Consider the following 23,134-nt stretch of genomic DNA (forward strand, 5'->3'; position numbering starts at 1 on the left):
GACCTGTGCCCGACCCCTCGACATATCGCCCAGCCCCCGGTTCCATTCCCACGGAGCCGGGGGTCTACAAGTTCCGCGACCCGCACGGCCGGGTCGTCTACGTCGGCAAGGCGAAGAACCTCCGGTCCCGCCTGAACTCGTACTTCGCCGACATCGCGTCGCTGCATCCGCGCACCCGGCAGATGGTGACCACCGCGGGCCGGGTCGAGTGGACGGTGGTGCGCACCGAGGTCGAGGCACTCCAGCTCGAGTACAACTGGATCAAGGAGTTCGACCCTCGGTTCAACGTCCGCTACCGCGACGACAAGACGTACCCGATGCTCGCGGTCACGTTGAACGAGGAATATCCCCGCCTGTTCGTCTATCGTGGGCCGCGCCGCAAGGGTGTGCGCTATTTCGGTCCCTACTCGCACGCCTGGGCGATCCGCGAGACCCTCGACCTGCTGCTGCGGGTGTTCCCGTCGCGCACGTGCTCGGCCGGGGTCTTCAAGCGGCACGCGCAGATCGGCCGCCCGTGCCTGCTCGGCTACATCGACAAGTGCTCCGCGCCGTGCGTCGGACGCGTCTCCGCCGACGAACATCGCCGCATCGTCGAGGACTTCTGCGACTTCCTCGCCGGTCGCACCGACAAGCTCGTCCGCGATGTCGAGAAGCGGATGCAGGCCGCCGCGGAGGAACTCGACTTCGAGACCGCAGCCCGCCTGCGCGACGATCTGGGGGCGCTGCGCAAGGCACTCGAGAAGCAGGCCGTCGTGCTCGGCGACGGCACCGACGCCGACCTCGTGGCGTTCGCCGGCGACGACCTCGAGGTGGCCGTCCAGGTCTTCCATGTGCGCGGCGGTCGCGTGCGGGGTCAACGCGGCTGGGTCGTCGAGAAGTCCGGTGACGTGCTCGACCGTCCCGAGGACCGCGACGTCGAAGGCGTCGAGGCCGCCGAGGGGACCGACGACGCCGAAGAACTCTCGCTGCTCGTCGAACAGTTCCTCACCCAGTTCTACGGCGAGGAGGCCGCGCTCGGCACCGACGACGCGGACGCCACCAGCGCTGTGCCGCGCGAGGTGCTCGTTCCCGCCCTGCCGCCCGACCCGGACGAGATGAGCCGCTGGCTCGGGCGCCTGCGCGGCGGTCCCGTGCGTCTGCGCATCCCGCAGCGCGGCGACAAGAAGGCACTGGCCGACACGGTCGAGCGCAATGCCAAGGAAGCACTCGCGCAGCACAAGCTGCGGCGCGCGGGCGACTTCAACGCCCGATCGGCGGCGTTGCAGGGCATCCAGGACGCCCTCGACCTCGACTCGGCGCCGCTGCGCATCGAGTGCGTCGATATCAGCCACGTGCAGGGCACCGACGTCGTCGCATCGCTGGTCGTCTTCGAGGACGGGTTGCCCCGTAAGTCCGACTACCGGCACTACGCCATCAAGCACGCCGCCGGCGACGGGCACTCCGACGACGTCGCTTCGATCGCCGAGGTCACGCGCCGGCGTTTCCTCCGCCACAACCGCGACCTCGCCCGGCAGGCAGATCCGGACGGATCCGCCCCAGAGGGCGGCGACGGCGGGGATCTGGCGCCCGAAGCGGCACTGGACCCGGCGACGGGCCGTCCGCGGCGGTTCGCCTATCCGCCGAACCTGTTCGTCGTCGACGGTGGTGCACCGCAGGTCGCGGCTGCGGCCGAGGTCCTCGACGAACTCGGCATCACCGATGTCGCGGTCGTCGGGCTCGCGAAGCGTCTCGAGGAGGTGTGGGTGCCGGGGGAGGAGGACCCGGTGATCCTTCCGCGCACCAGCGAGTCGCTGTTCCTGCTGCAGCGCATCCGCGACGAGGCACACCGTTTCGCGATCACCTACCACCGCAGCAAGCGGTCCAAGCGCATGACCGCCTCCGCTCTCGACGGGGTCCGTGGTCTCGGCGACACCCGGCGCAAGGCGCTCGTCACCCACTTCGGGTCGGTCGCGCGGCTACGGGAGGCGAGCGTCGAGGAGATCACCGCGGTGCCCGGGATCGGGCAGGCCACTGCGAAAGCCGTCCTCGAGGCGCTGCGGGGCGACGCACCCGCTCCCGCCGAGTCGCCGCAGGACACCGACGCCCCGACCGTCGCGGATGCGAGCGATCCGGCTGCGGCACCTGCGGGCGACCCGACTGCCGCGGATGCGGGCGACACGCCGGTAGGCGATGATGGCTCCGTCGGCGTGTCGGGAGTACGAGCGGAGTCGGAACAGTGACCGAAGTGGGTCGGATCCCGGGAATGGCGGACGGTTCGGAACAGGGTGTCGACGGTGAACGGCCGGCGCAGGCCGAGGTCATCGTCGTCACCGGCCTGTCCGGAGCCGGACTGAGTACGGCGGCGACGGCCCTCGAGGATCTCGGGTGGTACGTGGCGGAGAACCTCCCGCCCCAACTGATGCTGTCGATGATCGATCTCGCGGTGCAGGCCGAACCTCCGCTGCAACGCCTCGCCGTGGTGATGGACGTGCGCAGCCGGTTGTTCACCGGCGACCTCGAACGTGTCGTCACCGATCTGGCGGCCCGCCCGGTCAACACCCGGGTGCTGTTCCTCGAAGCGGCCGACTCGGTGCTCGTCCGGCGGTTCGAGCAGGTGCGCCGCAGCCATCCGCTGCAGTCCGACACGGCCGATCGCACGCTCACCGACGGCATCGCCGTCGAACGTGAGCAGCTCGCTCCCGTCAAGGCCGCCGCCGACCTCGTCATCGACACGTCGGCGCTGTCCGGACCCGACCTGCGTCGCAAGATCGAGGCGGCCTTCGGCGACGCCGCGTCCGACACCATCCGGGTGACCGTGGAGTCGTTCGGCTTCAAGTACGGCCTGCCCATGGACTCCGACGTCGTGTGCGACGTGCGGTTCCTGCCGAACCCCCACTGGATCGCCGAACTGCGTCCGCACACCGGGCAGGACGCGGCGGTGCGCGACTATGTACTCTCCCGCGACGGTGCCGAGGACTATCTCGCCACCTATCACCGGCTGCTCGATCTGACGACCGCCGGTTACCGTCGGGAGGGGAAGCGCTACATGACGATTGCAGTGGGCTGCACCGGAGGGAAACACCGGAGCGTGGCGATGGCCGAGGCCCTCGCCGCACGCCTCGAGCAGGCACCGGATCTGACGGTGAACGTGGTGCACCGGGATCTGGGGCGCGAGTGAACGCCGCCGAGACTCCCGACTCCGACAGCACGCCGAACTCCGAGAGCGCTCCGGGCTCCGGGACGGTGCCCGGTCCTGCGATCACCGCGCTCGGCGGCGGACACGGCCTGTACGCGACGCTCAGCGCCGTCCGGCGCCTCACCGACCGGGTCACCGCCGTCGTGACCGTCGCCGACGACGGAGGATCCTCGGGACGGCTGCGCGCCGAACTCGGCGTCGTCCCACCCGGCGACCTGCGCATGGCGCTCGCCGCACTCGCCGGCCGCGACGACGAGGTCCGGGTGTGGACCGAGACCGTGCAACACCGCTTCGGCGGCACAGGCGCCCTCGCCGGGCACTCCGTCGGCAACCTGATCCTCGCCGGCCTCGCCGAAGTGGCGGGCGACACCGTCACCGCCCTCGACATGCTCGCCCGCGTCCTCGACGTGCGCGGCCGTGTGCTGCCGATGTCGCCGATCCCGCTCGACATCGAGGCCGACGTGTCGGGACTCGAATCCGACCCGCGGGTGAGCCGCTGCATCCGGGGACAGGTCGCGGTGGCGACCACCCCGGGCAAGGTGCGCCGCGTCCGCCTGATCCCCGCCGATCCGCCGGCCTGCCCACCGGCGCTCGACGCAGTGTGCGAGGCCGATCTCGTGGTGCTCGGCCCGGGATCCTGGTTCTCGAGCGTCATCCCGCACGTGCTCGTCCCGGACCTGCACGAGGCGCTGGTCCACACGACGGCGCTCAAGGTCCTCGTGCTCAACCTCGCGGCGGAACCGGGGGAGACTGCAGGCTTCTCCGCGGAACGTCACCTGCACGTTCTCGCCCAGCACGCCCCCGATTTCCGTGTCGACCACGTCGTCGTGGATGCTGCCTCGGTACCGGAAGGACGCGAGCGCGAGCACCTGAGCCGGTCCGCGGCCCGATTCGGAGCGGACGTCTCGTTCGTCGACGTCGCCGAGACCGGTACGCATCGACACGACCCCGCCAAGTTGGCGGGGGCACTGGAAACATGTCTGTCCTCGCGCGGTGGAGTCCGTGCCGCGCGCGGGGACGGGAGGGAGAGCGTCTCGTGGCAATGACAGCGGAGGTCAAGGACGAGCTGAGCAGGTTGTCGGTCACCAGGATCAGCAATCGCAAGGCCGAGGTGTCCGCCCTCCTGCGCTTCGCCGGGGGATTGCACATCGTCGCCGGACGGGTGGTCGTCGAGGCCGAGGTCGACCTCGGATCGATCGCACGTCGCCTCCGCCGCGAGATCTTCGAGCTCTACAGCTATCCCGCCGAGATCCAGGTGCTCGGCGCGGGCGGTCTGCGCAAGAGCTCCCGGTACATCGTCCGCGTCGGCAAGGACGGTGAGGCACTGGCCCGTCGCACCGGCCTGCTCGACGGGCGCGGACGACCCGTGCGCGGACTGCCTGCGCAGGTGGTCGGTGGCAGCGTCTCCGACTCCGCCGCGGCGTGGCGCGGAGCGTTCCTCGCCCACGGTTCGCTCACCGAACCGGGCCGTTCCTCGGCCCTCGAGGTCAGCTGCCCCGGCCCGGAGGCCGCCCTCGCGCTCGTCGGCGCCGCCCGCCGGCTCGGCGTCACCGCCAAGGCACGTGAGGTGCGCGGCGCCGACCGCGTGGTGATCCGCGACGGCGAGGCCATCGGCGCGCTGCTCACCCACATGGGCGCGCAGGACACCCGGCTGGTCTGGGAGGAACGTCGCATGCGCCGCGAGGTGCGGGCGACCGCGAACCGTCTCGCCAACTTCGACGACGCCAATCTGCGCCGGTCCGCACGCGCCGCCGTCGCTGCCGCTGCGCGGGTCGAGCGGGCGTTGGCGATCCTGGGCGCCGACGTTCCCGATCACCTCGCCGCCGCCGGCGCGCTGCGCGTGCAGCACCGTCAGGCGTCCCTCGAGGAACTCGGTCAGCTCGCCGATCCGCCGATGACCAAGGATGCCGTCGCGGGACGGATCCGCCGTCTGCTGTCGATGGCGGATCGTCGAGCGAAGGAACTCGGGATCCCCGACACGGAGTCGGCCGTCACCGCTGAGTTGCTGGACGAGGCATAGCGGGGCAGGCTTGCAAAGGAGTTCGCGCCACGACCGGGCGGCTCCCCGCAGTACGGCCACATCCCACTAGGGTGGAGGTCACACGAGCACGAGCACCACCACGACCATCGAATACTGGGCAAAGGAGCTTCATTGTGACTGTCCGCGTAGGCGTGAACGGATTCGGACGCATCGGGCGCAACTTCTTCCGGGCGGTCGAGGCACAGAAGGCACTCGGTACCACCGACATCGAGATCGTTGCCGTCAACGACCTCACCGACAACGACACCCTCGCGACGCTCCTGAAGTACGACTCGATCCTGGGGCGCCTCGACAAGGACGTGCATGTCGAGGGCGACGACATCGTCGTCGGCGACCAGAAGATCAAGGCCCTCTCGATCAAGGAAGGCCCCTCCGCTCTACCGTGGGGCGACCTCGGTGTCGACGTCGTCGTCGAGTCCACCGGCATCTTCACCAACGCCGCCAAGGCGAAGGGTCACATCGACGCCGGTGCCAAGAAGGTCATCATCTCGGCGCCCGCCACCGACGAGGACATCACCATCGTCATGGGTGTCAACCACGACAAGTACGACGGCACGCAGAACATCATCTCCAACGCCTCGTGCACCACGAACTGCCTCGGCCCCCTCGCAAAGGTGCTGAACGACGAGTTCGGCATCGAGAAGGGCCTGATGACCACGATCCACGCGTACACCCAGGACCAGAACCTGCAGGATGGACCGCACAAGGATCTGCGTCGCGCGCGCGCCGCCGCCCTGAACATCGTCCCCACCGGCACCGGCGCCGCCAAGGCCATCGGCCTCGTGCTCCCCGAGCTGCTCGGCAAGCTCGACGGCTACGCGCTGCGCGTCCCGGTCCCGACGGGCTCGGTCACCGACCTCACCGCGACCCTCACCAAGAAGGCCACCGCCGACGAGGTCAACGCCGCACTGAAGGCTGCCGCGGAAGGTCCGCTGAAAGGCATCCTGAAGTACAACACCGATCCGATCGTGTCCTCGGACATCGTCACCGACCCGCACTCGTCGATCTTCGACGCGCCTCTGACCAAGGTCATCGACGAGCAGGTCAAGGTCGTCTCCTGGTACGACAACGAGTGGGGCTACTCGAATCGTCTTGCCGACCTCACCGGTCTCGTCGGCAAGTCTCTCTGAAACTCGTAGAACAGGACATTTGAACAGTGGCAGTTCAGACCCTCGAGGATCTGCTCGACGCAGGTGTGGAGGGTCGGGGCGTACTCGTGCGCTCCGACCTCAACGTCCCGCTCGACGGCGACACGATCACCGATGCCGGCCGCATCCTCGCGTCCGCGCCCACCATCCGCACGCTCGCGGAGGCCGGCGCCAAGGTCGTCGTGACCGCGCATCTCGGCCGCCCCAAGGGCGAGCCGGATCCGAAGTACTCGCTCGCGCCCGTCGCAGCGAAGCTCGGTGAGGTGCTCGGCCGCAACGTCCAGCTCGCCTCCGACGTCGTCGGGCAGGATGCGCTCGCGCGTTCCGAAGGGCTGACCGACGGCGACATCCTCCTGCTCGAGAACGTCCGCTTCGACGCTCGCGAGACCAGCAAGGACGACGCCGCGCGGCTCGCCTTCGCCCGTGAGCTCGTCGAGCTCGTCGGCGACGACGGCGCATTCGTCTCCGACGGCTTCGGTGTCGTGCACCGCAAGCAGGCGTCGGTCTACGACGTCGCGACGCTGCTCCCGCACTACGCGGGTGGTCTCGTCGCGGCCGAGGTCGACGTGCTCGCCAAGCTCACCACCGACACCGAGCGTCCGTACGCCGTGGTGCTCGGCGGCTCGAAGGTCTCCGACAAGCTCGGGGTCATCGAGGCGCTCGCGCCCAAGGTCGACACGCTCGTCATCGGTGGCGGTATGTGCTTCACCTTCCTTGCGGCACAGGGCTACTCGGTCGGCACCTCGCTGCTCGAGGAGTCGATGATCGACACCTGCAAGCAGCTGCTCGAACGCTTCGGCGACGTCATCCACATCCCGCAGGACGTGGTGGTGGCCGACAAGTTCGCGGCCGACGCACAGTCGCAGACCGTCGCGGCCGACTCCATCCCCGACGGATGGATGGGCCTCGACATCGGACCGGAATCCGTGCAGCGCTTCGCCTCGCTCCTCGGCTCGGCGAAGACGGTGTTCTGGAACGGCCCCATGGGCGTGTTCGAGTTCGAGAACTTCGCAGCCGGAACGAAGGGTGTCGCGGAAGCGATCATCGAGGCCACCGGCAAGGGAGCGTTCAGCGTCGTCGGCGGTGGCGACTCCGCTGCGGCCGTGCGGTCGCTCGGACTCGGTGAGGACCGCTTCTCGCACATCTCCACCGGTGGTGGCGCCTCCCTCGAGTACCTCGAGGGCAAGGAACTGCCCGGCATCGCAGTTCTGGAGGGCTGACGGTCATGGCACGGACACCGCTCATCGCGGGCAACTGGAAGATGAACCTCAACCACCTCGAGGCCATCGCCCTGGTGCAGAAGATCGCGTTCACCCTTCCCGAGAAGTACCTCGAGAAGGTCGACGTGACGGTCATCCCGCCGTTCACCGACATCCGCTCGGTGCAGACCCTCGTCGAGGGCGACAGGCTCGGCATCACCTACGGAGCCCAGGACCTGTCGGTCCACGACTCCGGCGCCTACACCGGTGAGATCTCCGGCGCGATGCTCGCGAAGCTCGGCTGCACCTACGTGGTGGTCGGGCACTCGGAGCGTCGCACCCTGCACGGTGAGACCGACGAGATCGTCCGCGACAAGACCAAGGCCGCGCTGCGGCACGGTCTCACGCCGATCGTGTGCATCGGCGAAGGACTCGACGTCCGCGAAGCCGGCAACCACGTCGAGTACAACGTCGAGCAGTTGAAGAACTCGCTCGCCGGCCTGTCCGCCGAGGAGATCGCTAAGATCGTCGTCGCGTACGAGCCGGTCTGGGCCATCGGCACGGGCAAGGTCGCCTCGGCGGCCGACGCGCAGGAGGTGTGCGCGGCGGTGCGCAACACCCTCGCCGAGCTGGCCTCGCCCGAGGTCGCGGCGTCGGTCCGCGTCCTGTACGGCGGATCGGTCAACGCCAAGAACGTCGGTGAGCTCATCGCTCAGACCGACGTCGACGGCGGCCTCGTGGGAGGCGCCTCCCTCAAGGCCGACGAATTCGCCCAGCTGTCGGCGATCGCCGCAGGCGGTCCGCTCCTCTAGAGCGACCGGCATCACGGTGGGGTGCAGGATCTCGACGAGATCCTGCACCCCACCCGCGTTTCGCCTCACCGCGGTGTTGCTGGCCCGACCCGCGCAGCCACGACGACCGTCCCCGGCACACCCGCAGCATCCCCGTATGACGAGCGGGTAAGCTGACGCCGACGTCGCCCACCATCCGAAGGACATCGAACACCGACATGGAACTGTTCCTGGACATCCTCCTGATCGTCACGAGCCTGTTGCTCATCCTGCTGGTGCTGCTGCACCGCGGTAAGGGCGGTGGTCTGTCCAGCCTGTTCGGTGGCGGAGTCCAGTCCAATCTCTCGGGCTCGACCGTGGCAGAGAAGAACCTCGACCGTCTCACCGTCTTCACCGGCATCATCTGGGTGATCTCGATCCTCGGCATCGGACTGCAGATCAAGTTCAGCTGATCCCCGCGGGTGCACGGCCGCTGCCGCGGTCGCGCCCCGGCCGCCAGGCACAGATACTGGCTGTATGACGGACACTGTGCCTGCCTCTGCGACCGAACCACTCCGCGAGGACATCCGCCTGCTCGGCGGCATCCTCGGCAACGTCATCCGTGAGCAGGCGGGACCCGAGACCTTCGACCTGGTCGAATCCGCTCGGGTGGAGAGTTTCCGGATCCGGCGCTCCGAGATCGACCGCACCGAACTCGCCGAACGCTTCGCCGGCGTCGCCACCGACGACCTGATTCCCGTCGCCCGGGCGTTCAGCCATTTCGGTCTGCTCGCCAATCTCGCCGAGGACCTGCACCGCGAACGACGTCGGGCCCTGCACGTGCGCGCAGGCGACCCACCGCAGGACAGCAGCCTCGCCGCCACCTACGCCAAACTCGACGCCGCCGGCCCGAGTCTCGACGCCGACACCGTGACCGACGCGCTCGCATCGGCTCTCGTCGCCCCCGTCATCACCGCTCATCCCACCGAGACCCGCCGACGCACCGTCTTCGACGTCCAGACCGCCGTCACCGAGCTCATGCGGCGCCGGGAGAGGACCGACGATCCCGCCGCGCTCGAGGAGATCGACCGCGCCCTGTACCGGCACATCCTGACCCTGTGGGACACCGCGCTCATCAGGCTCGCGCGTCTGAGGATCAGCGACGAGGTCGACAACGGTCTGCGCTACTACGACCTCGCGCTGTTCGACGTCGTTCCCGCCCTCAATGCCGAAGTGCGACGCGAACTCCGGCGACGCTGGCCCGATGCGGCGGTGCTCACCGAACCGCTGGTCCGGCCCGGAACCTGGATCGGCGGCGACCGCGACGGCAACCCCAATGTCGACGGCGAGGTCGTCACCACCGCAGCGAACCGCGCCTGTGAGACCGCGCTGCGACACCACCTCGCCGAACTCGCTGCGCTCGAACGCGCACTGTCGATGTCCGAACGCACCGCGACCATCAGCAGCGCTCTGAAGAAGCTCGCCGACGACTCGGGCGACGACAATCCCGCCCACAGCGACGAGCCGTACCGACGCGCAGTGCACGGCATCCGCGCTCGCCTCACCGCGACCGCGGACAGGCTGCTGCCCGGCGTCGATCTGCCCCACACGGTGCGTATCCCGTGCGAGCCCTACGCCACCCCGGCCCGCCTGCACACCGACCTGAACATCGTCGACGCCTCGCTGCGTGCCGGCGGCGCGGCCGTGATCGCCGACGATCGGCTCGCGCACCTGCGCAGCGCCGTCGAGGTCTTCGGCTTCCATCTCGCCCCGCTCGATCTGCGGCAGAACTCCGAGGTCCACGAGAACGTCGTCGCCGAACTGCTCTCCTGGGCGGGGGTGACCGACCGCTACCGCGACCTGGCGGAGGACGACAAGGTCGCGCTGCTCACCGCGGAGTTGCGGATCCGGCGCCCGCTCACTGCTCCTGACGCCCACCTGTCGGACGAGACCGCCAAGGAACTCGGCATCCTGCGTGCCGCGGCCGAAGTAGTCCGTCGCATCGGACCGGCCGCCATCGAGCACTACATCATCAGCATGTGCACCTCGGTGTCCGACCTGCTCGAGGTCGAGGTCCTGCTCAAGGAGGTCGGGCTGCTCGATCTCGACCGCGGTTATCCGCGCAGCACGGTGCAGGTCATCCCGCTGTTCGAGACGATCGACGACCTGCGCGGCGGTGCCGCCACGTTGACCGCCGCCCTCGCAGTGCCCGAGTTCCGCAGCCTCGTCGACGGACACGACGGACTGCAGGAGATCATGCTCGGCTACTCCGATTCCAACAAGGACGGCGGCTATCTCACCGCCAACTGGGCGCTCTACCGTGCAGAACTCGACCTCGTCGAGGCGGCGCGCACCGCCGGGATCCGGCTGCGCCTGTTCCATGGTCGCGGCGGCACCGTCGGCCGCGGTGGTGGACCGAGCTACGACGCCATCCTCGCCCAGCCGCCCGGCGCGGTACAGGGCTCGCTGCGCCTGACCGAACAGGGCGAGGTCATCGCCGCGAAGTACCGCGAACCGGTGCTCGCCCGCCGCAACCTGGAGGCGCTCGTCTCGGCGACCCTCGAGTCGAGCCTGCTCGACGTCGAAGGCCTCGGCAAGGACGCCCCGGAGGCCTACCGGATCCTCGACGAACTCGCCGACCTCGCTCGCGCCGCGTACAGCCGCCTCGTGCACGAGACACCGGGCTTCGTCGAGTACTTCACCACCGCGACACCGGTCTCTGAGATCGGGGCCCTCAACATCGGCAGCCGTCCCGCCTCCCGCAAGCAGACGAAGGCCATCAGCGACCTGCGGGCCATCCCGTGGGTGCTCTCGTGGACCCAGAGCCGCGTGATGCTCCCCGGCTGGTACGGCACGGGAACAGCCGTGCAGGACTGGGTGGCCGGAGATCCGGACCGGTTGGCGACCCTGCAGGATCTCTACCGTCGCTGGCCGTTCTTCCGCTCGGTGCTGTCGAACATGGCGCAGGTGCTCGCCAAGTCCGATCTCGGCCTGGCCGCCCGGTACTCCGAACTCGTCGAAGACACCGAACTGCGCGAGCGGGTGTTCGACAGCATCGTCGACGAACACGCCCGCACGGTCGACGCCTACCGGCAGATCACGGGATACGACTCGCTCGTCGCGGACAATCCGGCGCTCGAGCGGTCGCTGCACAACCGCTTCCCGTATCTCGAACCGCTCAACCACCTGCAGGTCGAGTTGCTGCGCCGGTTCCGCGCCGGTGAGGACACCGACCGGGTCCGGCGCGGTATCCAGATCACGATGAACGGTCTCGCCACGGCGTTGCGCAACAGCGGCTAGAAAAAACTTCTCGTCGGGTTGTCGATACGGCAGGCGTCCGTTCGTCGTGATGGTGTAGGACGAACACCACACAGACGGGAGCGACCGCTATGAAGTACATGCTGCTGATCTACGCATCCATGACCGACGAGCCCACCTGCACCTTCGAGGGCTGGCAGGACTACGAGAAGGCGATGCGCGATGCGGGTGTCCTCGTGTCCGGGCACGCCCTGCAGGATCTCGTCACCGCGACCACCGTGCAGGTCGACGCGGACGGGCGACGCACGGTGACCGACGGGCCGTTCGGCGAGAGCCGTGAGGTTCTCGGCGGATACGACGTCATCGACGTCGGCAGCCTCGACGAGGCACTCGACTGGGCGGCGCGCTGCCCCGGATCGCGGGACGGCGGCAAGGTCGTCGTGCGGCCGATCGCCGACTTCGGGGACTGAGCGATGGTGGAGCCGGCCGCGACCGTCGAGTCGGTGTTCCGCGAGGAGCACGGCCGGCTCCTCGCCGCACTCGTTCATCGCTTCGGCGACCTCGACCTCGCCGAGGAGGTCGCGTCGGAGGCGCTCGAGGCGGCGCTCGTGCACTGGCCGGTCGACGGTGTGCCCGAACGGCCGGGCGCCTGGCTGCTCACCACGGCCAGGCGCCGAGCGCTGGACCGGGTGCGCCGCGACCGCGTATATGCGACGCGGCTGGCCGAACTCGCCGTCGACACCGAACGTCACGCGTCGTACGAGCCGCCCGGGACGGGAGAACTGCCGGACGACCGCCTCGAACTGTTCTTCACGTGCGCCCATCCCGCGCTCGCCGCGGACGACCGTGTCGCGCTGATCCTGCGTTGCCTCGGTGGTCTGACGACGAACGAGGTCGCGCGGGCCTTCCTCGTCCCGTCGTCGACGATGGCCCAGCGGATCGTGCGGGCCAAGAAGAAGATCCGCGGTGCCCGCATCCCGTTCCGGGTGCCCGGACCGGACGAACTGCCCGAACGCCTGCCGGTGGTGCTCGCGGCGCTGTACTCGATCTTCACCGAGGGATACACCGCGAGCAGCGGCGAGCATCTGCAACGTCCCGACCTCGCCGAGGAGGCGATCCGCCTCACGCGCATCCTGCATCGCCTGATGCCGGCGGAACGTGAGGTGAGCGGGTTGCTTGCACTGATGCTGCTCGTCCACGCCCGCCGGGACGCGCGCACCGACCCGTCCGGCGCCGTGATGCTGCTCGACGCGCAGGACCGCACCCTATGGGACCGCGCGATGATCGACGAGGGCAGCGCACTGGTGGTCGCCGCACTCACCGGAGGACCACCCGGACCGTACGGGGTGCAGGCCGCCATAGCCGCGCTGCACGACGAGGCGAGCGACGTCGACAGCACCGACTGGCCGCAGATCGTCGCCCTCTACGACGTACTGACCGCCCTGAGTCCGTCACCGGTCGTCGCACTGAACCGCGCCGTGGCGGTCGCGATGCGTGACGGGCCCGCCGCCGGACTCGAACTCCTCGACGGACTCGCCGAGGAGCCGAGTCTGCGCGATTACGGGCCGTACGTGGTGGCGCGCGCCGGGTTGCTGGGCCGGGTCGGGCGGAAAGGCGAAGCGGCCGAAGCGTATCGGCGGGCACTCGAGCTCGCCGGTACCGAACCCGAGCGGCGCCACCTCGAGGCGAGGTCGGCGGAGTTGTCGCGTTCACGGGAATTGTGACCGACCCCGGTGCGCCGAGACCTCCGATCCGGGCGGAGCGGCGCAGTCCGGCGGTTCGTGTAGCCGGAGACCTCGAGGTCGTAGCGCTTCGGTGTGTACCACTCCGGATCGACCCAGTGCGGATCCCGTAGCCGGGTCGCCAGATCGTCCTCGCGGAGCCTGACGCTCTCGTGGACCCTCAGTCCTCTGGGAGGCCGCGTTCCGCCGACGATCTCACGAGTTCCTCGACCGATGAGCCCCCAGATGCGGCTCATCCGGGTCGGCTTCGCCGTCGCGTTCGTCCGCTCCGGTTTCGGAAGCTGCCGCAGGCTCACCGTCCGGCGCAGGAGCACGCCGTGGTCGAGGGCGCCTTCGAGGACCCAGCGGAGCGAGATGTCGGCGAGTCGGCAGTCCTCGAATCCGCCTCCGACGTCGGAATGGACGCCCGTGAACCAGACCTCCTCGACCCGGTCGTTCGCGACCTTGTCCACCCTGTACGGCCTGCGGTACTCGTCGATGGAGATCGCGTGCCGGCCGGATTCCACGTTCGGCAACTCGGCCGTCTTCTCGAAGTGGTAGTCCTTCTCGAAGATTCCGGGTGCGCTGACGCTGTCCCATATCCCGAGGTAGTGCACGGGGACGGAGAACGTCCCGTTCGACGCCCGGCACACGGTCGTCGCGAACTGTTCGGCGCACGCGAAGTCGTCGGGGCCCCAGGACCTGCGACGGGCATACGCGGCGATCGCGTACTGCACGAGATTCTCGGCCGACGCCCGTGGAAGCCCGACGAGATGCAACATCGCCGCGAAGGCACGTGCCGTGTGGGCGCCCCGGCTGAACCCGAAGAGATAGATCCGATCACCGGGTTCCCACTGCTTCATCAAGAACGTGTAGGCCTCTGCGAGGTTCGTCTTGATTCCGACGCCGAATGCGAGCGTGCGGGAGATCCTCTGTCCCACGCGCGTCGAGGCGCCGGCGGAGGAGAAGGTGCCGACGCCGGGGTCGTAGTAGGTGACCTGCTCGCCCGTGGTGTTCTCGAGTGCTCGGAACAGGCGGACGACGTTGGTGTTCCCCTTCGCCCGAATTTCGTTTCCCGTGCCGTCGAAGCACAGGACGATGTTCTTCGATCCCTTCCTTCCGGCGACCTTCTGCGTGATCTCTGTCGACTGTGCGTACGTTCCGGGCTGCGGCATCGTAGTGCTCCCTGAATGCGACCTACTGGTGGATTCGACGCTAGGAGGCGGATCGGGAGGTCTCACGGGTAGTGCGCTACTCGAATCCGATCGTGCTCGTCGCGAAGATCACTGCAGCGAGGGCACCGGCCGACGGTCAGCGGTATTCGTCGACCAGGTCGAGGTAGTCGTCCCACACCGGCGGGCGGGTGCCGGCCAGTGCCGCGTCGAGACGGTCGAGGTAGTACTGCCACCCCGGCCCGATCTCTCCGGCCTCCGATCGCGGGACGTGGCGATGTGTGAACTCGAGGGTGGTGACCTTCCCGACCTGGCGCAGCGCCACCTCGAGCTGCCACCCGTCCACGTCGACGGCGAATCCCTCCGGAGGAGAACACCGGAGGATGTCCACGTAGGTGGTGGCCGAGTCGAGGTCGTCGGTCATCGTCAAGCGCACACGGCCCGTGGTCGGGTCGCCGGTGTACGTGCCGTACCAGCGACCCAGCTTCTCCGAGTCGGTGAGCGCTGCCCAGACCTCGCCGATCGGGAGCAGGAAATTGCGGTGGTAGATCAGCCGCACCAGCGACGAGTCTCTCGGGCAGTCACGCTCCGGGCTCACTTCGCCTGTGATCGTCGTCGGCGTGCTCATCACGGCTCCTCTCGATGGGCGCTCGCCTTATCGAAATTGTCCTGCATCCGGCTGCCGGTGCGGTCCGTTTCACCGCGATGGGTCCTCCCGCTGTGGAGTGCGCTACTCGAATCCGTTCACAGGATCGTCCCGATCCGGCACGGCGGGGTGAACCGTCGGTACAGGGACGAGAGCCTCGAACTCGGATGGCGGCAGTCGTGGAGGTCGTTGTCCGGCACTTCGGTCCTCACGGATACCGGTTCACCGTCCCGGTCGAGCCGGATGTACCGGTTCGCGACCAGGCTGCGGTCCCGCCACGTGCGTATGTAGGTGATCCACTCGTCGTCGCACAGGCCGGTGACGAGAAGTTCCAGACGGTCCTCGGCGTCTGCGGGCGGTTCGCCACGACGGGCGACCGCCTCGACCAACGCCTTACGGTGAGCGCATCTCTGCCGGGCTGCCAGGAGGTCGGTCGCGCTACGGATGCCCAGTGCGCGCAGGTCGGACAGCACCGTCGTGCCCTCGGGGTCCTTCTCGGCGGTCGAATCCACGATGTGGAGGCGCAGAATCGCCTGATCGACCCAGTCGACGAGGCGGCCGACCGGAATCCGTGTCTCGAGCAGCAGATCGACGAGATCATGATGCGCGAGGGCCTCGACATTGGGTACACCTTCGTCGATCAGTCGTGCCCGGTCGTAGAGGTCGAGTCCCTCGATGTCGGTGAGCGGTAGCTGCTCTTCGAGCATGCGGTGTTTCCTGGTGAGGGCGAAGCGCCGCACGGTGTCGCGCAAGAGCACCATCGCGGTTTCGGGGAGCACGCCGATCACGAACGCCAGTGGCAGCACGGTGGCGTCGTAGACCTGCGACTCGGGCGCCCCGACGATGGCCTGCAGCAGACAGGCCAGCACCGCAACGGTGATCACGCGTACCGTGATCGCGCCGTATGCCTTGGGGCGCAGGTCGTTCCGCGAGTACCTGCGCAGGCAGGTGTTCAACGAGAAGAAGTATGCGCCCAGGAACGCGAACGCGAGCGGGTCGGAGAGCGCAGTGAAGAGACTCGTGTCGGGCGCGCCGGACGACGCGGCGGGGGAGTACAGCGCCATGGTCCAGCCCAACGCGATGGTGACCGTGGAAACGAGGATGGGCCACAGTCGCTGGGTGGCGTTCACCGTCGTGGTCTGCTCGCTCGGCGCATAGAAGACCTCGTCCATCTGGCCGCCGTACTTCGCCTGCACGTCCGCCAACGTGCGGACGTTCGGGTCCAGCCGGAAGATCTGCCATTCGAAGCGGTCGCGGAGCGTACTCAGACGTTGACGGTCGAACAGGAAGAACAACAGGCCCGGCAACATGGTCGCCACTGCGACGAACGCGACGGCGACGACGGGAGCCTCCGTGATCCTCGCCAGCCCGGTGCCGAATGCCGCCACCGGCACAGCCACGCTGATCTCGAGCATGCACCACAACGTGACCGTGTGCAGACGGCGGCGGGAACGAGCCTTGGTGCCGTCGAGACGTGTCTCCGATGTGGCGTGCAGGGGGACGACATATCCGTGGCGGATCAGCCCCTCCCAGGGCCACTGCCGCTCCGGGTCGGTCGGTACGCGACGTTCGAGCGGTGCGAACACGAGCGTCCGACCGTCCGCGTCGGTGATGTGCAATCGCGAAGGCGTCGCATTGCGCAGTTCGGCAGGTGCCGTGTCCGAGGCCGGCGCGGGAGCGCCGGCGCGACGCTCGTCGCCGGGACGAGCAGCAGGAGCATCGTCCCGGCCTCGGAGTGTCTTCAGGACGGACGCGAACCGGTTGCTCTCCCTCTTCTGCAACATGATTCCCACCCCGTCGCACCGATCGGCCGTGTTCGAATCCTGCACGCCCCGGGCACGAACGGCACGGGTAGCGAGCTACCCGATTTCCGTGTATCGCTCCACCGGTCCGTGCGACCCGCCGGACGATCCGGACGAAGTTCCGCAACCGTTCCACGACATCTCGTACGCTGCACCACGGCAACGACGAGGGGGCGACGTGGACGACCCGCAGCACGGGTACTGGAACAGGCGGCGTTTTCTCGCCGGGACAGCCGCGACGATGGCGGCGTTGATCGGCACCGCAGGGGTGTTCGCGAGGGAGGCGGACGCGAGTCCGCTGAGTGAGACGCCGCCCGTACGCGACACGATCAACGGGGTGCTCGCGTTCGTCGTGCCCGGCAACGACCCGTACTCGCACCAACAGGGCGTGTGGACCGACCGGCCCGGCGGCGTCACCGCCGGTACCGCGGAATCCCTCGAGCGAACCCTGGACCAGGCCTCGCCGATGCCGCTGCTCGGACCCGAGGCGGGCAACCTGCCCGGCGCCGCGGCGATCGCGGTGCTGCTCAACACCTTCGGTGTCACCACCGACCCGCGTTCGGTGAGCGGGCCGTTCGCAGCACCGTTCGCGAACCTGAGTCATGCCGCGAAGGCACAGGTCTTCGAATGGCTCGACACCGACCAGCGTTTCGAAGGTCTGGTGCTGAAATTCGTGGTCAACGCGATTCCCACGTTGGCGGCCTTCGCGGCGTTCTCGGAGGTCTCCGCGTACGACCGCACCCGGCGCGAGCTCACAGGGCGCCCTGTCGGCTGGGAGTTGAGCCGCTATGCCGGGCCGAGCGACGGGTGGGACGAGTTCCTGGGCTACTACGGCGGAATCGACCAGGTGGAGGGATAGATGACCGACGTCATCGTCATCGGGGCCGGGGGTGGCGGACCCGTCGTGGCCAAGGAACTCGCGGCGCGCGGGCTCGACGTGCTCGTTCTCGAAGCAGGTCCCCGCTTCGCCGACCCGGAGAACGAGTGGACCCATCTCGAGGACGACATCAACAATCCGATCACCGGGCTGTTCCGCCACGGACCGGGAGACCGCTCGGGCACGCCGTGGCTCCGTGATCTGCCTCAGAATTCGTTCGTGTGGCAGGTATCCGGCGTCGGTGGCACCACGCTCCACTTCTTCGGCAACTCGCCGCGGGCGGCACCCGGCGTGTTCTCCGGATACGACGGCGCCGACCGCGACATGTACGACACGGCGCACCTGTTCCCCTTCGGATACGACGAACTGCGTCCCTACTACGAGTGGGTGGAGGCCACGCTGCCGGTGCAGACTGCCCCGATGGGCGCCAAGGAGCAGTTGTTCCTGCGGGGAGCAGCGGCCATGGGTCTGCCACACCAGACCTCGCTCGACACCACCGTGGCCGCCCACCGCGCACAGCAGAATGCGATCCTCCAACCCGGTGGTACCGCCGGCCGCACCCGCGACCGTGCGCGTCTGCACCATCCCGAAGCGCGGGGCTGCACGATGTGCGGGCACTGCTATCAGGGCTGTTACCTGCCGCTGGGGGCACCGCGGAATCTCAAGGCCAGACGCTCCACCGACAATTCGTACGTCCCGATGATGCTCACCGCGGACGCGTGGTCACCCCAGGGGCGTGCCGTTACCCTGATCGCCGATGCAGTGGTCTCCGAGATCCTCGTCGAGGAGGTGAACGGGGAGACCGTGGCGCGCGGCGTGCGGTTCACGACGGGAGAGGACGAGCACGAAGCGACCGCCCCGGTGGTGGTGCTGGCGGCCGGGTGCATCGAGAGCCCACGATTGTGGCTGAACTCGGCGCTGCCGAATCCGAACGGCTGGGTCGGCCGCGGCCTCACCGACCACCACATGGACGCGGTCTTCGGCGTCTTCGACGAGTACACCGGGCAGACGCGCGGCCCGGGTTCCAACGCGCGCGTCGATCTGCCCGGCTACGGCGGGATCGAGCAGGTCGGCCTGCCCCCGGCATTGATCGCGTACGCGCTGAACTTCAGCGACTCCGGCATCCACGGGTACGGACGTGCCGGCGGTGTCGTCGATTCGGTGGGGGCCGACAGTGTGGGACGGCTCGTCGGACGCGACCTGCTCGACACGATGGCCGATACTGACCGCGTCCTCGCGGCGCTCGTCATCTCGGACGACGACGTCGAACCGGACAACCGCGTGACGCTCTCACCGATCCTGTATCCGGACGAAGGGGGTCTGGCGCCGCGGGTGACCGTGCAGCATCGTCGGCGCTCGGCTCGTACCCGCCGCAATCGTGACCACGCGACCCGCAAGGCCGTCGAGTTGATGAGGGCGGCGGGCGCGAAGAGGGTGCATCGCTGCGACTGGCCACCGCTGATCCTGCACTCGCAGTCGAGCATGAGGATGGGGGTGAGCGACCGGGATTCGGTGCTCGACGCCGACGCGGAGGCCCGGTGGGTGAAAAGGTTGTTCGTCGCAGACAACTCGGCGCTCGCCAACAGTCTCGGAGGCCCGAACCCGACGTTGACGACACAGGCGATCGCCACCCGCACGGCCGAGAAGATCTTCGCGAAGTACTTCGGTTGCGATCCCTGGGTGGCACATGAGAATCCCGTGTCGTCGATCGACGACCGCGTCACCGCCGCGGTGATCGAACGGGGTATCTGACCGCTCGATCCCGGATCGGAACCATCGATTTCGTCCCGAGTGGAACCGTCGGGCGTCCCGGCGCGTCGAACGAGACAGAGGGCCGTGACGACAACGGTCCACGACGGGAGGAGTTCACCGGCATGGACCCACGAACGGTGCGATGTGTCCCGGGCCGATCACCACTGCGCGCGCTGCGCTCGACGGCAGGCCCGCGTTCGATGAATCGGATGCGGTGCGTGCGAAGCGGTGTCGACGACGGCGACACCGCCGGTACTTCGGAGGGGCGCCGTGTGGAGACGGACGACGCCGACGATCCCGACTTCGACGGCGCCGGCGCGTGACGTCCGGATCGCCGATCACGGCGTCGGGCTCCCGGCGCTCCGCTCGGTTACTACGCCGGGAGTTGCGCTGCGGCAGCCGGATCGAGGAACCACACGGTGCCTTCGGTGCCGCGGGCGCCGGCGGAGGGGAAGTCCTCCGGTGCGGCACCACCCACGGCCGCTGCGACGGCCTCCGCCTTGGCGTCACCGGTGACCAGCAACCAGACCTGCCGCGCCCGCTGCACGGCGGGCAGCGTCAGCGTCACCCGGGCCGGCGGCGGCTTCGGGGAGTCGTCGACACCCACCACGAAACGCTCCGACTCGCGCACCGCGTCGGTGTGGGGGAACAGCGAATTGATGTGTCCCTCACCGCCCATGCCGAGCAGGTGCACGTCGAAGACCGGCACGGTGCCGTCGGGGGAGTGCGTCGCGAGGAGTTCGGCGTACCGCTGGGCCGAGTCCTCCGGTGTGCTGCACCCGTCCTCGCCGAGCGCCGGCATGGTGTGGATACGGGCCGGGTCGATCGGCACGTGGTCGAGCAGAGCCTCACGGGCCTGCACCTCGTTGCGATCCGGATCGCCGGGCGGCAGGAAACGCTCGTCGCCGAAGTAGACGTTCACCGCCGACCAGTCGATGGCGCCCTGGTCACGACGGACGTGCTCGAGCATCGCGATACCGGTACCGCCGCCGGTGAGCACGACGTGGGCCTGCACCCGCTCGCGCTGCGCGGCGACGACGGCATCGACGAAGGCGGACGCCGCCGCGCGGGCGACCTCGTCGGCGTCGGCGAAACGCCGGATCTCGGACGGAGTGCGGACCGTGTCAGACATAATCCACCTTCGGCAAGGCCGACAACGCGGCTTCGTAGACTTTGTCGGGATCGAGGCGACGCAGTTCCTCGGCGAGGCATTCGGCCGAGTTCCGGCGCGCCAGGCTGATCAGCGAATCGGGCTTGTGGGTGCGTTCGAGGGTCGCCACACGACCTTCCTGCGGGCGTTCCAGGGCGATCGTCTGCGACGCCGTGCGCAGTTCCACCCTCAGCTCGCCGACGGACCGTTCGACGGGACAGTCGAGGCGGCTCGCGAGCCACCCCGCGATCAGATCGACGGCCGGCTCGGTCCGCAGCCCGGACACGCGCGCCGAGAGCACCGGCTCGTATGGCGGCTGATCGAGCGCCGAGACCAGCAGGGCCCGCCAGTAGGTGATGCGGGCCCAGGCCAGATCCGTGTCGCCCGGGCGGTAACCGGACAGGCGGGTCGCGAGATCGGCACGCGGGTCGTCGGAGTTGGTCACGTCGGTGATGCGGCGGACGGCGAGGCGTCCCACCGGGTCCTCGGCCGGCACCGCGGGGGCCTGGTTGGGCCACCACGCGACGACGGGGGTGTCCGGCAGCAGGAACGGCACCACGACCGATTCCTGATGCTCGCCGAGTTCGCCGTGCAGGGCGAGGATCAACGCCTCGGAGGCACCCGCCTCACCGGCGACCCGGATCTCCGCGTCGAGCCGCGACGGACCGTCCTGCCGACCGCGACCGACGACGATGACGCGGCAGGGATGTTCCTTCGACGCCTCGGTGGCGGCGGTGATCGCGGCGTCGAGGCCCCGCGCGTCGCCGGCGCACACGATGAACGTGAGGACACGTCCCTGCGTGACCATTCCGCTCGATCGTCGCAGCTCCACCAGCTTGCGACTGATGGCGTTGGCGGAGGTGTTGCGCAGCTGGATCCTCACGGACGCCTCCATTCCCGGCCGGTGCGTCGCAGCATCTCGTCGGCCGATTGCGGACCCCAGGTGCCGGACTCGTAGGGTTCCGGTCGCCCGTTCGCCGCCCAGTGCTCGAGCACCGGATCGAGGATCTTCCAGGACAATTCGACTTCCTCGTCCACCGGGAACAGCGACGGGACGCCGAGGAGCACGTCGAGGATCAGGCGCTCGTAGGCCTCGGGGGAGGAGACCGTGAACGCCTGGCCGTAACTGAAGTCCATGTTCACGTCCCGGACCTCCATCTCGGAGCCGGGCACCTTCGACCCGAAGCGCATCGTGATGCCCTCGTCGGGTTGTACGCGGATCACCAGTGCGTTCTGACCGAGCTCCTCGGTCATGGTCTTGTCGAACGGCAGGTGCGGGGCCCGCTTGAAGACCACCGCGATCTCGGTGACGCGGCGGCCGAGGCGCTTGCCGGTGCGCAGGTAGAAGGGCACACCCGCCCAGCGGCGGGTGTCGACCTCGAAGGTGATGGCCGCGTACGTCTCGGTGGTCGAATCCGCCGCGAAACCCTTCTCCTCGAGCAGGCCGACGACCTTCTCGCCGCCCTGCCAGCCGGATGCGTACTGGCCGCGCGCGGTGGTCTCGTCGAACGGCTCCGCCGGCCGGGTCGCCGACAGCACCTTGATCTTCTCCGCGTGCAGCTCCGACGCCGCGAAGCTCACCGGCTCCTCCATCGCGGTGAAGGCGAGCAGCTGCAGGAGGTGGTTCTGGATGACGTCGCGCGCCGCGCCGATGCCGTCGTAGTAGCCGGCGCGACCACCGAGACCGATGTCCTCGGCCATCGTGATCTGCACGTGGTCGACGTAGTGCGCGTTCCACACCGGCTCGAACATCTGGTTCGCGAAACGCAACGCGAGGATGTTCTGGACCGTCTCCTTGCCGAGATAATGATCGATGCGGAAGACGGATTCCTCGGAGAACACCTCACCGACAACGGAATTGAGCTCGCGTGCGCTCTCGAGGTCGTGCCCGAAGGGCTTCTCGATCACCACGCGGCTCCACGAGCCGTCGCGTTCCGCGGCCAGACCCGAACGCGACAGCTGCCCGCACACCACGGGGAAGGCGTCCGGGGGGACCGACAGGTAGAACGCGTGGTTGCCGCCCGTACCGCGTTCGCGGTCGAGCTTCTCGAGGGTCGTCGCGAGTTCCGCGAACGCCGCATCGTCGTCGAAGGTGCCCTGCACGAAGCGGATCCCCTCCGCGAGGCGCTGCCAGACCTCCTCGCGGAAGGGGGTACGCGAGTGCTCACGCACCGCGTCGTGGACCACCTGACCGAAATCCTCGTCGGCCCAGTCCCTCCGGGCGAAACCGACGAGCGCGAATCCGGGCGGCAGGAGGCCGCGGTTGGCGAGGTCGTAGACGGCGGGCATCAACTTGCGCCGGGCCAGATCGCCGGTCACGCCGAAGATCACCAGCGCGCACGGGCCGGCGATACGGGGCAGTCTGCGATCTCTGTTGTCCCGGAGCGGGTTCACCCACTCCGCCGCACCGGATTCGGGCACGT

18 protein-coding genes and 1 pseudogene are annotated in these 23,134 nt (G+C 68.8%); 13 read left to right on the forward strand and 6 right to left on the reverse strand.

The genetic code is table 11. From position 1 onward, the window contains the following. Window positions 1–5 precede the first annotated feature (5 nt). The 11 genes from uvrC to CKW34_RS10920 all read left to right on the forward strand — a co-directional run bounded on the left by uvrC (window position 6) and on the right by CKW34_RS10920 (window position 13,315). The gene (gene uvrC / locus CKW34_RS10870; RefSeq protein WP_059381380.1) at window positions 6–2,219 is read left to right on the forward strand and encodes an excinuclease ABC subunit UvrC; all 2,214 of its coding nucleotides are present in this window, start codon (window positions 6–8) and stop codon (window positions 2,217–2,219) included. A 23-nt stretch (window positions 2,220–2,242) separates the two neighbouring features. Continuing rightward, window positions 2,243–3,157 carry an RNase adapter RapZ gene (gene rapZ / locus CKW34_RS10875; RefSeq protein WP_059381381.1) on the forward strand — a complete coding sequence of 305 codons (915 nt, stop codon included), beginning with the start codon at window positions 2,243–2,245 and terminating at the stop codon, window positions 3,155–3,157. After that, window positions 3,154–4,221, forward strand: coding sequence for a gluconeogenesis factor YvcK family protein (locus CKW34_RS10880; RefSeq protein WP_059381382.1), 1,068 nt, complete (start codon window positions 3,154–3,156; stop codon window positions 4,219–4,221). Before rapZ ends, CKW34_RS10880 begins: the two co-directional genes overlap by 4 nt. Next, window positions 4,212–5,195: a DNA-binding protein WhiA gene (gene whiA, locus CKW34_RS10885; protein WP_006551475.1), complete on the forward strand. Its 984-nt coding sequence runs from the start codon at window positions 4,212–4,214 to the stop codon at window positions 5,193–5,195. The genes CKW34_RS10880 and whiA overlap by 10 nt, the downstream gene beginning before the upstream one ends. Before the next feature lie 134 nt (window positions 5,196–5,329). Next, on the forward strand, window positions 5,330–6,346 hold the full coding sequence (gene gap, locus CKW34_RS10890; protein ID WP_016691700.1) for a type I glyceraldehyde-3-phosphate dehydrogenase: 1,017 nt from the start codon (window positions 5,330–5,332) through the stop codon (window positions 6,344–6,346). Between the two features lie 26 nt (window positions 6,347–6,372). After that, the gene (locus CKW34_RS10895) at window positions 6,373–7,584 is read left to right on the forward strand and encodes a phosphoglycerate kinase (RefSeq protein ID WP_059381383.1); all 1,212 of its coding nucleotides are present in this window, start codon (window positions 6,373–6,375) and stop codon (window positions 7,582–7,584) included. Between the two features lie 5 nt (window positions 7,585–7,589). Beyond that, complete coding sequence (gene tpiA / locus CKW34_RS10900; RefSeq protein ID WP_059381384.1) at window positions 7,590–8,375, forward strand: triose-phosphate isomerase; 786 nt, start codon at window positions 7,590–7,592, stop codon at window positions 8,373–8,375. 197 nt (window positions 8,376–8,572) lie between these two features. Further along, entirely contained in the window at window positions 8,573–8,806 is a 234-nt protein-coding gene (gene secG / locus CKW34_RS10905) for a preprotein translocase subunit SecG (RefSeq protein ID WP_006551479.1), read from the forward strand. A gap of 64 nt (window positions 8,807–8,870) precedes the next feature. Continuing rightward, window positions 8,871–11,633, forward strand: a complete 2,763-nt coding sequence (gene ppc, locus CKW34_RS10910; protein ID WP_059381385.1) for a phosphoenolpyruvate carboxylase — start codon at window positions 8,871–8,873, stop codon at window positions 11,631–11,633. Window positions 11,634–11,722: 89 nt separating this feature from the next. After that, window positions 11,723–12,061 carry a YciI family protein gene (locus CKW34_RS10915; RefSeq protein ID WP_059381386.1) on the forward strand — a complete coding sequence of 113 codons (339 nt, stop codon included), beginning with the start codon at window positions 11,723–11,725 and terminating at the stop codon, window positions 12,059–12,061. Window positions 12,062–12,064: 3 nt separating this feature from the next. Next, window positions 12,065–13,315, forward strand: coding sequence for an RNA polymerase sigma factor (locus CKW34_RS10920; protein ID WP_059381387.1), 1,251 nt, complete (start codon window positions 12,065–12,067; stop codon window positions 13,313–13,315). A gap of 410 nt (window positions 13,316–13,725) precedes the next feature. Here the strand turns inward: CKW34_RS10920 and CKW34_RS24650 are convergent. From CKW34_RS24650 to CKW34_RS10935, 3 genes and pseudogenes are all read right to left on the reverse strand, one after another. After that, window positions 13,726–14,487 (reverse strand): annotated as a pseudogene (locus CKW34_RS24650) (DUF2235 domain-containing protein); the annotation flags it as partial. 136 nt (window positions 14,488–14,623) lie between these two features. Beyond that, a complete protein-coding gene (locus tag CKW34_RS10930) occupies window positions 14,624–15,112 on the reverse strand; it encodes an SRPBCC domain-containing protein (RefSeq protein WP_059381388.1) in 489 nt (162 codons plus the stop codon). A gap of 116 nt (window positions 15,113–15,228) precedes the next feature. Further along, a complete protein-coding gene (locus CKW34_RS10935; RefSeq protein ID WP_155418933.1) occupies window positions 15,229–16,914 on the reverse strand; it encodes a hypothetical protein in 1,686 nt (561 codons plus the stop codon). Between the two features lie 196 nt (window positions 16,915–17,110). Here CKW34_RS10935 and CKW34_RS10940 point away from each other — a divergent pair, with 196 nt between their 5' ends. Then, complete coding sequence (locus CKW34_RS10940; protein WP_226949811.1) at window positions 17,111–17,791, forward strand: hypothetical protein; 681 nt, start codon at window positions 17,111–17,113, stop codon at window positions 17,789–17,791. After that, entirely contained in the window at window positions 17,792–19,561 is a 1,770-nt protein-coding gene (locus tag CKW34_RS10945) for a GMC family oxidoreductase N-terminal domain-containing protein (RefSeq protein ID WP_059381391.1), read from the forward strand. Between the two features lie 373 nt (window positions 19,562–19,934). On the opposite strand, the gene pgl is transcribed toward CKW34_RS10945, so the two are convergent. Genes pgl through zwf form a run of 3 tightly spaced genes read right to left on the reverse strand, consistent with a single transcriptional unit; the run spans window position 19,935 to window position 23,132 of the window. Beyond that, on the reverse strand, window positions 19,935–20,693 hold the full coding sequence (gene pgl / locus CKW34_RS10950; protein ID WP_059381392.1) for a 6-phosphogluconolactonase: 759 nt from the start codon (window positions 20,691–20,693) through the stop codon (window positions 19,935–19,937). Beyond that, a complete protein-coding gene (opcA, locus tag CKW34_RS10955) occupies window positions 20,686–21,594 on the reverse strand; it encodes a glucose-6-phosphate dehydrogenase assembly protein OpcA (protein ID WP_315899290.1) in 909 nt (302 codons plus the stop codon). Before opcA ends, pgl begins: the two co-directional genes overlap by 8 nt. Continuing rightward, window positions 21,591–23,132, reverse strand: a complete 1,542-nt coding sequence (zwf, locus tag CKW34_RS10960; protein ID WP_059381394.1) for a glucose-6-phosphate dehydrogenase — start codon at window positions 23,130–23,132, stop codon at window positions 21,591–21,593. Before zwf ends, opcA begins: the two co-directional genes overlap by 4 nt. Window positions 23,133–23,134 lie beyond the last annotated feature (2 nt).

It is taken from the genome of Rhodococcus rhodochrous (genome assembly GCF_900187265.1).
In the GTDB taxonomy this organism is placed as follows: Bacteria; Actinomycetota; Actinomycetes; order Mycobacteriales; family Mycobacteriaceae; genus Rhodococcus; species Rhodococcus rhodochrous.

What these genes read in the sequence shown, in the direction of transcription:
- CKW34_RS10915 (WP_059381386.1), top strand. Translation starts at nt 11,723, where the DNA reads ATGAAGTACATGCTGCTGATCTACGCATCCATGACCGACGAGCCCACC.
- secG (WP_006551479.1), top strand. Translation starts at nt 8,573, where the DNA reads ATGGAACTGTTCCTGGACATCCTCCTGATCGTCACGAGCCTGTTGCTC.
- pgl (WP_059381392.1), bottom strand. Translation starts at nt 20,693, where the DNA reads ATGTCTGACACGGTCCGCACTCCGTCCGAGATCCGGCGTTTCGCCGAC.
- ppc (WP_059381385.1), top strand. Translation starts at nt 8,871, where the DNA reads ATGACGGACACTGTGCCTGCCTCTGCGACCGAACCACTCCGCGAGGAC.
- CKW34_RS10920 (WP_059381387.1), top strand. Translation starts at nt 12,065, where the DNA reads ATGGTGGAGCCGGCCGCGACCGTCGAGTCGGTGTTCCGCGAGGAGCAC.
- CKW34_RS10935 (WP_155418933.1), bottom strand. Translation starts at nt 16,914, where the DNA reads ATGTTGCAGAAGAGGGAGAGCAACCGGTTCGCGTCCGTCCTGAAGACA.
- CKW34_RS10945 (WP_059381391.1), top strand. Translation starts at nt 17,792, where the DNA reads ATGACCGACGTCATCGTCATCGGGGCCGGGGGTGGCGGACCCGTCGTG.
- rapZ (WP_059381381.1), top strand. Translation starts at nt 2,243, where the DNA reads ATGGCGGACGGTTCGGAACAGGGTGTCGACGGTGAACGGCCGGCGCAG.
- CKW34_RS10930 (WP_059381388.1), bottom strand. Translation starts at nt 15,112, where the DNA reads ATGAGCACGCCGACGACGATCACAGGCGAAGTGAGCCCGGAGCGTGAC.
- tpiA (WP_059381384.1), top strand. Translation starts at nt 7,590, where the DNA reads ATGGCACGGACACCGCTCATCGCGGGCAACTGGAAGATGAACCTCAAC.